This window comes from Mycoplasma sp. 332 (assembly GCF_052378275.1).
In the GTDB taxonomy this organism is placed as follows: Bacteria; Bacillota_I; Bacilli_A; order Mycoplasmatales; family Metamycoplasmataceae; genus Metamycoplasma.
Window position 1 is genome coordinate 89,431 of record NZ_CP198998.1, and the last position, 12,222, is coordinate 101,652.

At 30.6% G+C, this 12,222-nt stretch carries 9 protein-coding genes and 1 rRNA gene; all 10 read left to right on the forward strand.

The features are described from left to right. Nucleotides 1-36 precede the first annotated feature (36 nt). The 10 genes from dnaB to ACT1UH_RS00425 all read left to right on the forward strand — a co-directional run bounded on the left by dnaB (nt 37) and on the right by ACT1UH_RS00425 (nt 12,181). Nucleotides 37-1,449 carry a replicative DNA helicase gene (gene dnaB, locus ACT1UH_RS00380; RefSeq protein ID WP_438340660.1) on the forward strand — a complete coding sequence of 471 codons (1,413 nt, stop codon included), beginning with the start codon at nt 37-39 and terminating at the stop codon, nt 1,447-1,449. 91 nt (nt 1,450-1,540) lie between these two features. Then, complete coding sequence (locus ACT1UH_RS00385; RefSeq protein WP_444705022.1) at nt 1,541-2,854, forward strand: YitT family protein; 1,314 nt, start codon at nt 1,541-1,543, stop codon at nt 2,852-2,854. Nucleotides 2,855-2,960: 106 nt separating this feature from the next. After that, nucleotides 2,961-4,073 (forward strand): tRNA 2-thiouridine(34) synthase MnmA, encoded by a 1,113-nt coding sequence (gene mnmA, locus ACT1UH_RS00390; RefSeq protein ID WP_444705023.1) that lies wholly within the window; start codon nt 2,961-2,963, stop codon nt 4,071-4,073. A 33-nt stretch (nt 4,074-4,106) separates the two neighbouring features. Next, entirely contained in the window at nt 4,107-6,770 is a 2,664-nt protein-coding gene (gene alaS / locus ACT1UH_RS00395) for an alanine--tRNA ligase (protein ID WP_444705024.1), read from the forward strand. Then, nucleotides 6,763-7,188 (forward strand): Holliday junction resolvase RuvX, encoded by a 426-nt coding sequence (gene ruvX / locus ACT1UH_RS00400; protein ID WP_438340664.1) that lies wholly within the window; start codon nt 6,763-6,765, stop codon nt 7,186-7,188. Before alaS ends, ruvX begins: the two co-directional genes overlap by 8 nt. A gap of 4 nt (nt 7,189-7,192) precedes the next feature. Beyond that, nucleotides 7,193-7,540, forward strand: a complete 348-nt coding sequence (locus ACT1UH_RS00405) for a hypothetical protein (protein ID WP_444705025.1) — start codon at nt 7,193-7,195, stop codon at nt 7,538-7,540. Then, the gene (locus ACT1UH_RS00410) at nt 7,528-8,280 is read left to right on the forward strand and encodes a BC85_0335 family putative methyltransferase (RefSeq protein WP_444705026.1); all 753 of its coding nucleotides are present in this window, start codon (nt 7,528-7,530) and stop codon (nt 8,278-8,280) included. The genes ACT1UH_RS00405 and ACT1UH_RS00410 overlap by 13 nt, the downstream gene beginning before the upstream one ends. Then, complete coding sequence (gene greA, locus ACT1UH_RS00415; RefSeq protein ID WP_438340667.1) at nt 8,270-8,740, forward strand: transcription elongation factor GreA; 471 nt, start codon at nt 8,270-8,272, stop codon at nt 8,738-8,740. The genes ACT1UH_RS00410 and greA overlap by 11 nt, the downstream gene beginning before the upstream one ends. Before the next feature lie 70 nt (nt 8,741-8,810). Then, a complete protein-coding gene (locus ACT1UH_RS00420; RefSeq protein ID WP_444705027.1) occupies nt 8,811-10,238 on the forward strand; it encodes a hypothetical protein in 1,428 nt (475 codons plus the stop codon). Between the two features lie 422 nt (nt 10,239-10,660). After that, nucleotides 10,661-12,181 (forward strand): 16S ribosomal RNA (locus ACT1UH_RS00425). Nucleotides 12,182-12,222: the final 41 nt, after the last annotated feature.

Genomic DNA, 12,222 nt, shown 5'->3' on the forward strand with positions numbered 1-12,222 from the left:
ATAAAAAAACAATAAAATGAAGGGAGCAAAATGAGCATGCAAACATTAAACCCAAGAGAAACTGCTATTGCTAATAATGAAGCCTCCTTATTGGGATTAATTTTATCTGAACCTGAAACATATTTGAAAATTGCTGTTTTAATAAGGCCAGAAATGTTTCACTTTAAGAGTCATCAAATATTATATTCCGCTATTGTTGAAGTGCATAACTCTACTGAGCATTTTGACCTTTCTAATTTATTGGTTTACTTAGAGCAAAAAAAGCAGTTTGATTTAGTTGGTTCATTTTATATGAATACTCCTGAATATATTGGCTATTTGGTTCAAAATGCAGGTTTCTTGAGTGAAATTGAAATATATGTAAAAAACATAATCGATCAATATAAAATCGATAAACTTAATGAATTAATAGTTGATATTAAAAATACTATTGATAATAAAACCTTTAATGTGTCGGACCTTTTATCACATATTCAATTATCCTTGATCAATATTGATATATCAGAAATTAATTCCTCATTTGAAAAAATTGGCGATGTTGCAAACAATATAATGCAACAAATTTTGCGCAAGGAGGATAGTGATATTGGAATAGGATTGCAACTTGGTTTTCCAGAATTAGATGAATGCTTGCTTGGTTTAAATAGCGGGGATTTAACTATTATTGGTGCTAGACCGGCTATGGGTAAAACGGCCTTTGCTTTGAATATTGCTAATAATGTAGCTAAACAAGGGAAAAACGTTTTATTTTTTAGCCTTGAAATGTCCAATCCGCAATTAGTCCAGCGGATGATTTCTATAGACTCAACTGTCCCTATTTACAAACTTAAAACCAAAGAATTAAGTATTGATGATCAAAGAAATTTATCTCATACTGTCGAAAACATGTTCGAGTGAAATATTGTATTAAATGATCTTGCTACTTTAAATATTTCAGATATTATTACCTTATCAAAAAGATACGCCCGAAATGCTAAGGTTGATCTTGTTATTATAGATTACCTACAACTTATTGGAGACAATTCAAAAAGGTCGCAAGAAAATAGACAACTTGAAGTGGCCAAGATTTCACGTTCATTAAAGCAACTTGGTCGGGAATTAGCATGCCCTATTATTGCCTTAAGTCAATTAAGCCGTAGCGTTGAAAAACGTGAAGACAAAACCCCTATAATTTCTGATTTAAGAGAATCTGGAGGTATTGAGCAAGATGCCGATAGAGTTATCTTTTTACATCGCGATGACTATTATCGAAACAAAAAAAATGATCAAAATGCTAATAACGAACAAAAGGAAATGTTTTCGACAACAAACGTTATTGTTGCCAAAAACCGTCACGGATCAACTAAAACTATTCAATTAGGGTTTTATCCTGACTTTAATAAATTTGTCTATGTCTTAAAGGAACACGGCAACAACAAACATCAAATTTTCAAAGAAAAGGAGGATTAAATCATGGATAAGAAACAAAAAAAACTTAGATAAAAAAATTCAAAAAACGAAGCTCTCCGTTGAGCAAAAAAAGGCTCTATATGATGAAAAAATGGCTATCTTAAACCCACAGCAAGTAACCATTTTTAATATATGAAAAAAATATCCTAAAAAAGTTATTTGAATGTTATTGAGTGCTTTTTTATACAATATAGCAATTACTGTTTTTCTTAGAAAGGCAGCAACTATTGCTTCAGGCACATCATCGCTTTCTCAAATTATTACTTTTACTGCTCCTGCTACTGCACAATTCTATGGTTTATTTTATGTATTAGTTAATTTACCATTAATGTTTGTTTTCTGAAGAATGAATCCGAGAATGTTTATGGTTTTAACATACTATTGAATGCTATTTCAGGTTATTGTTCAATTAATATATATAGAATATGACGGTCGTGGATCAAATCCAATTGTTAACTTTATTAATCAAAAAATTTCATTCTATAATCCGGTTGGCGAGAATAATTTCTATTGGGCTCCTTTCGGAATTGATACGAGAGTAGTTTCAAAATTATATAACAACGGACAAAGTAAAGAAATATTAAAAGTTCTTCAAGGCGAAAATTTAACAATTGAATTTGATAAAGGCGCTAAGGAAGTTATTGCTTATTTTCAAAATCAATACGCTCCAAAAGACTTGAATTTGATAGTTAAAAATATTACTGATTCTGCATTAGTTGAACAATTTAAAATAGGAAAAGTATCACTCTTAGGTTCAATACCTTTATTATTAAAAGACACTAAAATTTATGGTGTTTATGATGGACAAAATTGGCCGGTTCTTGTCTATGCTATTATGGGTGGTGCTTCAGAAGGATTTGCTTCTATAGTTGCATGAAGACAAAAAGGTTCTATTGGAGGAACATCAGTTATTTCTAACTTTATTGCATATAAAAATAAAAAACCAGTTGGTAATGTATTCTTAATGGTAGCAATTTGTTTTTCGTCTTCATCAACGATTATCATTGGTTCATTAGAATTTAGCGGCAATATTACAGGGCATGTTTGAAATTCGGGCTTATTCTTAGTAAGAATTTTAGGTACTATTTCATATTTATTAGTATTTTCGACACTTGTTAATAAGTTTTATCCTAAATATAAGAAAGTTAAAATTGAGATATATACAAGATATCCTGAAATTGTTGCTGAACAATTTAAAAAGATTGGTTATGCTCACTCATTTAATATCTTCAATGGCGTTGGTGGATTTAGCCATGAGGAATTTGGCAAAATTGAAACTGTTGCTTTATTTTTAGAAAAAGATATTATTATGGAACAAGTTAAGAAAGTAGATAAGTCTGCGTGAATAACTACTTCAAATATTCATAATATATCGGGTGTGTTTGATACATCGTTTGTTGATTAAGAGTCTATATGGAGACTCTTTTTATTTTTTATAATACTAGTTTCGTATAAAATAAATTTTTATTTCGTTAAAAACTTTATAATTTAATATATTTTATTGGAGCAAAATGAGCAAAAAAGTAATTTTAGGAATGAGTGGCGGAGTTGATTCTAGTGTGTGCGCATACCTACTTTTAAAACAAGGATATGAAGTTGAAGGTTTGTTTATGCGAAATTGAGATTCATTTTTAAACAATGATTTCTTAGGTAATGAAGACATTTCACAAAATATTTGTCCACAAGAACAAGATTATCAAGATGCAAAGGATGTTGCAAATCAGCTAAATATTAAGCTACACCGTGTGGATTTTGTTAAGGAATATTGAGACAATGTTTTTAAATACCTAATTAATGAATATGAAATTGGCCGTACACCAAATCCTGATATTTTTTGTAATAAATTTATAAAGTTTAAAGCTTTTTCGGATTATGCATTTAATGAATTAAAAGCCGATTATATTGCTATGGGTCATTATGCATACACTAATGATGGGGAATTATTTCGGGCCTTTGATCAGACTAAGGATCAATCGTATTTCTTGGCTCAATTAAACAATGAACAACTAAAAAAGGTTATTTTTCCTCTAGCTAATATAACAAAAAATGAAGTAAGAACAATTGCTAAGAAGTTAAACTTAAAAACTGCCTTTAAAAAAGATTCAACAGGCATTTGTTTTATTGGCGAAAGAAGATTCACAAAATTTCTTGAAAATTATATTCCTGCTCAACCAGGTGACATAATTGATATTGCCACAAGCAATAAGGTTGGGGAGCATAACGGCGCAATGTATTATACAATTGGTCAACGTAAGGGTTTAAATCTCGGTGGATTTAAGAAACCTTATTTTGTTGTTGGACATAATATTAAAAAAAGAATTATTTATGTTGCCAATGAGGACCATAAAGAATATTTGTTATCCGATAAGATCATTGCCAAAAATTGAAATTTAATTGCTAAAACATATAATCAGGAAAACCTGTCGGCCAAATTTAGATATCGTCAAGAAGATATCAAATGTAAGATTCAACTTTTAGACAATAATGAAATTGCGGTCATGTACAATGAAACAGAAGCTATAACCCCAGGACAACAAGTTGTAATTTATGATGGTCAAAAAGTTGTAGGGGCAGCAATCATTGATAGAATTTTTTATAAACAAAAACAAAAGAATTTTTTATAAATCAAATACATGATATAAAACAAGGAGAAAAAAATGCTTTCATCAAAACAAATTAGACAAATGTGACTTGATTTTTTTGCTTCAAAACAACATCTTGTTGTAGAATCTAAATCTTTAATACCTCAAAATGACCCTTCATTATTATGAATTAATTCGGGTGTGGCAACATTAAAAGATTATTTTAGCGGTAAAAAAGTTCCGCCCGCAAAGAGAATAACAAATTCGCAAAAATCAATTCGTACTAATGATATTGAAAATGTTGGTATAACCGCAAGACATCACACCTTTTTTGAAATGCTAGGAAATTTTTCTATTGGTGATTATTTTAAAAAAGAAGCTATTGCATTTGGATATGAGTTTATTTTTAATGTATTGAAACTCGAAAAAGAAAAAATATATATAACATACTATGAAGAAGATTTGGATACATATAATAGATGAATTGAATTAGGTATAAACAAGGACCATCTTATAAGTGGAACAAGAGATACTAATTTTTGAGATGTTGGTCAAGGACCTTGTGGACCTGATACTGAAATTTTTTATGACCGGGGTGAAAAATATGATAAGCGCGGCATTGAATTGTTAAAAGAAGATATTGAGAATGACAGATATATTGAAATATGAAATATTGTATTTTCGCAATTCAATAATGATGGCGAAAATAACTACTCTGAATTAGCTACTAAAAATATCGATACTGGTGCAGGGTTAGAAAGAATAACCTCTATTATTCAGGATGCGCCTACTAATTTTGATACTGACCTATTTTTGCCTATTATTAGAAAAGTAGAAGAATGAACAAAATATCACTACGATATAAATAACTATTTTACAAAAGAGCCAGAACAGTTAAAAATTAATACTTGATTTAAGATTATTGCGGATCATATTAGAGCAAGTGTGAATGCTATTAATGATGGCGTTAGCCCTTCAAATGTTGGCAGAGGATACATTATTAGACGTTTAATAAGAAGAGCTTACCGCGCTGGTTTATCATTAGGAATACAACAAAAAACCTTTTTATATAAATTAGTTCAAGTTGTTAAGGACTCATTGATATATGAAATCGATGTTAAAACTGTTTCAAGAGTAATTTCTGATGAGGAAAATTTATTTGCTAAAACCATTAAAGATGGCGAAAAACTTCTTGAACACGAACTAAATAAAAAAGGTTTTATTGATGCTAAAATTGCCTTCAAAATGTTTGATACCTATGGCTTCCCTATTGAATTAACGGCTGAAATATTAAAAGAAAAGAATATCGAAATTAATTTGCAAGAATTTTATGATTTTCAAAAGGAACATCAAGAACGTTCAAAAGGCAGCTTAAAGGCTGCGATGCAAAAGGTTATTAATTCGCTTTCACTGGTTGACAGGAAAATTTCTGAATTTATTGGTTATGAATTTCTTGAGTCTAGATCAAAAATTATCTATTTGCTAAATGAAGAGCAGGAAATTGATAAGGCAGATAGCGATGATGAATTTTCATATGTTATTCTTGACAATACTCCTTTTTATGCAACTAGTGGTGGACAAAATCATGACTTTGGCTATATGATGCAAGGAAATAATAAAATTGAAATAATTGATGTATTTAAAGATAAATACCAAAATCATGTTCATTATGTTAAAGGAAAGATTGATAAAAATTTACCTATTGAATGTTATGTTGACAAAGAAAAAAGAATTAATTATGCTAGAAATCATAGTTCAACACATATTATGTTTCATGCTTTAAGAAGAACTTACACAAATGATATTATTGAACAACTTGGTTCAAACATTCATCCTGAATATTTTACATTTGACTTCGGATTAGATCATCGGCCAACTAAGGATGAAATTAAAAAAATTGAGAATATTATGCATGAATATATTGCAATGCAGGCTAAGAGAAATTATATTATTACTTCAGTCAAAAAAGCACAAGAAATAGGGGCATATATGACAATTGATGAATCTGAATATTATGATGCTAATAATGTCAGAGTTGTTGAATTTGAAAATATTACTAAGGATTTATGCGGTGGGACACACGTTGAAAATTCTGGCATAATCGAGAACTTTAAAATTATTTCTGTTGATTCGAAGGGAACTGGAATTTATCGTTTGAAGGTTATTACCTCGGAAGAGTATGTTAATAAACATTTATACAATGAAATTTTAGAAAAGCAAAAATTATTGTCTTCCTTGGTAAAAAATAATAAAGCATTAGAATCTAATTATAATTTATCTTATTTGGTAGATATTCCTAGCCTTTCATCGCAGAAAGAAAAAATGTTGGATTATTATGATGAAGTCGAAAGTAAATTAAGAGAAGATTATAAGAAATTATTAAAAGAAAAGAATAACGAATCAGTAAATTTAAATGCTTATAATCCTGAAATAATTGGCAATAATGTTAAGTTATTCATAATTAATGAAAATGATGCAAGCTTACTAAGAAAAATTGCTGTGCAAATTCGTGAAGCAAATGCTGATGCATTGATAATCGGTCTTTCTAGAATTAATGATGATAATTATTTTCTAATTGTTGCTTCAAAACAATATGACTCAGCAAAGATTTTTAAAAAGATAATTTCTAACTTTAATGGTAAAGGTGGCGGTAATCAAATAGTATCGCAAGGATCAATCAATTCAACTAAACAGATTAAAATAATTATGGATGAAATTAAGGAATTAATAAATGCGTAAACTAGCTATGGATTTAGGCTCAAAAACATGCGGTTTTGCTATCAGTGATATTAATAATATAATTGCTTCTGGATTAGAAACACTCTATTTTGAGGAATGACATTTTATCGACGTTATTAGGAGAGTGAAATATTGACTATATGAAAGTCAATATAAGAATGAAATTGATACAATTATCTTAGGTTATCCAACAAGAATGGATTTTTCAAGAAGTCCAAGGACAATCATGGTGGAAAAATTTAAGCAAAGACTTCAAGACAATGTTGAAATAAATGTTATTTTACAAGACGAGAGAGAAAGTACAATATTTGCTGAAAATATTTTATATAATGCCGGATACAATGGCAAAAAAAGAAAAAATAAAAAAGATTCATTAGCTGCCCAAATCATACTAGAGGATTATTTAAAAAAAGGTTAGATTTATGGAAGAAATCAATAAAAATAACAATAAAAACATACGACAAAAATTATTTATCTTCTCACAAGAAAGAGAAATCATTTTGGAAAACAATGTTAAAATGTGAGTTTTGTTTTCGATTGAAGAAAATGGTGAAAAATACATATTTTTAACTAATAAAAAAGGTATTTTTCTATTTAGACAAACAAAATCTCATATTTTAGAAGAGGTAGAAGATGAAGGGATTGTTTCAATCTTAAGTGATTTATTAGAAGAGTTTGCTAATGAATTTGAATTAGTAGATGAAAATGGCGAATCTATTGAACACATTTTGTTTGAAGCTGAGACGGTAGATGATTTATGCGCAAATTAATATATATATCATCTATTTCTAACGGGACAAGCAAAATACCTCCCAATGTAAGAACGGGATTAATTATTTCTATTGCTATAGCTTTATTAATTGCCATTATTGCTCTTGTTCTTAGTCTTTATTATAAGAAGAAGGCTATTAAAAAATATTTATCTCCTAATGAAGAACGCGAAAAAGAAAAACTTATTAAAATTAATCCTAATTATGGTGTAGTTCTAAGCGGTATTAAGAAGTTTTATAATAATGATTTAAGTGATTTTTTTGTATGTTTTGTTGTTAATACCATTTATTTAAATGATTACCATAATATTTATATAGAAGATGATGATAATTATCTTGCTTTATCAGTATCAAATTTAGCTAATAAGAAAGTATTTTTTAATGGAACAATAGATTTAGGTATTAATGAAAAAATTTTATATGAATTTCCAGATCTAAAATTTGAAAATATCCAAAGTGTTGCTAAGCTTCCAAATGACAATGAATTAATAATAATTTTAAATAATAAGGATCAATTATTGGAGTCAACCATAAGTTCTAAAATAAACTTTTTAAACCCAAAAGGAATAATGATTATTGAAAATAATAAAAACATTAATTTAGATTTGTTAAAGAAGATATCAGCAAATCTTGGTTTGCGTTATGAAACTTTAAAATTCAAAAATAAAAGTGTTATACTTTTAGCTAAAAATAACATAAAAGACATTGTTGAAAGAGGAGAAAAAGAAGATGGAAGATAAAAAAATATATTTAACAAAGGAGAGCCTTGAACAATATGAAAAAAGATTAGCATATTTGCAAGAAGAAGCTAGACCGTTAGTCATTGAAGAAATTAAGGAAGCTAGAAATCAAGGTGATTTATCAGAAAATGCTGAATATGATTCAGCCCGTGATAAGCAAGCCGCCATTGAAAACGAAATTCTAGAAATTCAACATATTTTAGAAAACGCCCATATTATTGTTGAAGACACAACCGGTTCTCATATTGTTAAAATTGGTTCAACAGTTAAGGCTTTAAATTTAAAAAATAATGCTGTTTTAACTATTATTATTGTTGGCGCACTAGATGCAGATCCATTTAGTGGGAAAATATCTAATTCTTCTCCGTTAGCCAAAGCAATTCTTAATCATAAGGTCGGCGATATTGTAGAGGTTGAGGCCGCTCCTAAATATAAGGTAAAAATTGAATCAATAATGTAGCTAAATCGTTAAATTGCAACAAAAATGAGCCACCTAACATATATAGTAAAATGTTATAGGTGGTCTTATTATGCATGAAATAGAATTAAACTATTTTCAATTAAATAGAAAACGAAAATTAGATGTTATAACTACATATTCTAATTTAACAAATAAGCAATTATCTTTAAAAGCAAAATGTTCAATATCAACCATAAAAAGATTAAAACAAAAATTAAGAAATGCTAAATTATGCAAAAAAGAGGTTAACTTAGCGCATGGTAATCAATGAGGCGATAGAAAAAAGATTTACAGTAATGATTTAATTATCAATTATGGGAAAAAATACGAAAGTGAAAAATTGATTGCTGGAACAAAAAATAGTTCTTGTAATTCATATATGTCTTACTGTTTGTTTTATGAGAGAATAGCTAATGTAAAAATATCATATAGTCAATTAACAAGAAGACTTACGCAAAGCGGATTTCTAAGTGCTTTTGCTCATAAAAATACAATAAAAAGACAAAAAACTTTTGTAAAAAAATATATACCTTATAAGCCAAATATTTTGCCTAAAGAAAAGATTGCAAAACCAACCATAATCTCAAAAAGAAAATTAGTAAATATGGGCGAATGTGTTGAACTTGATGGATCTATTCATTTTTATGTTGATCAAACCTTATGAACAATTGTTGCATGTATCGATGTTTCAACTTCAAAAGTTTTATCACTTTATTTTGACGAAAAAGCCGAATCAGTAAAAGGTTATCAAATTATTATTCAAGATATGATTAATAAATATGGGATACCAAAAGTAATGATTAGCGATAATAGAATGAATTTTCATAATAACCTTGAATCTAGCGCTATTTTGTATGATGCAGTCACAAAATTAGGTACTGAATTTATAACAACATCAGTATCTAATGAAAAACCACATATAGAAAGTTTTTGGAGAATTGCACATAATAGAATTCCGATATTTTTAAAAGATAGAAATATTAAAACAAACCAAGACGCTAATAAATATAGATGCGAAATTATTGCAATGCTTAATGATATAAAAACAAGAAAATCAATTACCGATTCTGAAAAAAATGAATTTAGAAAACCAAACAGCGCAACTCTTGAAGCTTATTTTGATTTGCCAATTAAAAGACAAATTTTTAATGGAATTGTAACATTTAAAAATAAAAAATATATTCCTAAAAATGAAAAAAATCAAAAAATAAAAGTCACATCAAAAAATGATGCAACTTTTATGATTGGTGCAGATCAACAATACTATTTTCACATAAACAATAAAAGATATAAAGCTTTTGAATTAAATGAAAATGACATTCAAATGTATGAGAAAATAGCATATAGTAAAAAGCTTCCTCTTGAAATATCGGTGGTTAAAAAAATTGTGAAACATCAAGAAGCCGGATATTACTACAATCAAATGTTATCTAAAAAAACAGAAATTTTAGAATCTTTTGTTAAAACTGGTCTTATTTCACAAAGAGAAATAGATTAATGCGATCAATTAATGAAGATTTAGAAAAAATAAGAAGAGATATAAATAAAATTGTAATTTTATAATAAATTATTCTATTCCTAAAAGTAGAGCTATTTTTTTATATTTTTTTATTAGAAATTATGCAAAATGTATAATTAAACAAATTCAAAATATCGGTGGCTCATTTTTCACGCTAATTAATGTTTTGTTAAATTTATTTTATTTTTTTTAACTTAATCATGTATAATGATATGGTACTTATTTTAAAAACGTTCTTATTTAATGTAAAAAATTAAAAAATTTTCATAATAAAAAGTTTAAAATAATGTATACTTATAAAAGTGCACTTTTTTGTGCCTAATATGTAGTTCTTTGAAAACTGGATACGAATACCATAACGTCAATTTTAATTTTTTAAAAATATAATAAAACCAAAATCAAATTTTAAGAGTTTGATCCTGGCTCAGGATGAACGCTGGCTGTGTGCCTAATACATGCATGTCGAGCGAAGGTAGCAATACCTTAGCGGCGAATGGGTGAGTAACACGTGCTTAATCTACCCTTTAGATTGGAATACCCAATGGAAACATTGGCTAATGCCGGATACGCATGGAATCGCATGATTCCGTTGTGAAAGGGGCCTTAAAGCCCCGCTAGAGGATGAGGGTGCGGAACATTAGTTAGTTGGTAGGGTAATGGCCTACCAAGACTATGATGTTTAGCCGGGTCGAGAGACTGAACGGCCACATTGGGACTGAGATACGGCCCAAACTCCTACGGGAGGCAGCAGTAGGGAATATTCCACAATGAGCGAAAGCTTGATGGAGCGACACAGCGTGCACGATGAAGGTCTTCGGATTGTAAAGTGCTGTTATAGGGAAAGAATACTTGGTTGAGGAAATGCTTCCAAGCTGACGGTACCCTGTCAGAAAGCGATGGCTAACTATGTGCCAGCAGCCGCGGTAATACATAGGTCGCAAGCGTTATCCGGAATTATTGGGCGTAAAGCGTTCGTAGGCTGTTTATTAAGTCTGGAGTTAAATCCCAGGGCTCAACCCTGGCTCGCTTTGGATACTGATAAACTAGAGTTAGATAGAGGTAAGCGGAATTCCATGTGAAGCGGTGAAATGCGTAGATATATGGAAGAACACCAAAGGCGAAGGCAGCTTACTGGGTCTACACTGACGCTGAGGGACGAAAGCGTGGGGAGCAAACAGGATTAGATACCCTGGTAGTCCACGCCGTAAACGATGATCATTAGTCGGTGGATAGTTCACTGACGCAGCTAACGCAGTAAATGATCCGCCTGAGTAGTATGCTCGCAAGAGTGAAACTTAAAGGAATTGACGGGGACCCGCACAAGCGGTGGAGCATGTGGTTTAATTTGAAGATACACGGAGAACCTTACCCACTCTTGACATCCTTCGCAATGCTATAGAGATATAGCGGAGGTTAACGAAGTGACAGATGGTGCATGGTTGTCGTCAGCTCGTGTCGTGAGATGTTTGGTCAAGTCCTGCAACGAGCGCAACCCCTATCTTTAGTTACTAACGAGTCATGTCGAGGACTCTAGAGATACTGCCTGGGTAACTGGGAGGAAGGTGGGGATGACGTCAAATCATCATGCCTCTTACGAGTGGGGCAACACACGTGCTACAATGGTCGGTACAAAGAGAAGCAATATGGCGACATGGAGCAAATCTCAAAAAGCCGATCTCAGTTCGGATTGGAGTCTGCAATTCGACTCCATGAAGTCGGAATCGCTAGTAATCGCAGATCAGCTATGCTGCGGTGAATACGTTCTCGGGTCTTGTACACACCGCCCGTCACACCATGGGAGCTGGTAATACCCAAAGTCGGTTAGCTAACCTCGGAGGCGACCGCCTAAGGTAGGACTGGTGACTGGGGTGAAGTCGTAACAAGGTATCCCTACGAGAACGTGGGGATGGATCACCTCCTTTCATACGGAGTACACACTGTTATGGAAAAAATATTTGTATCC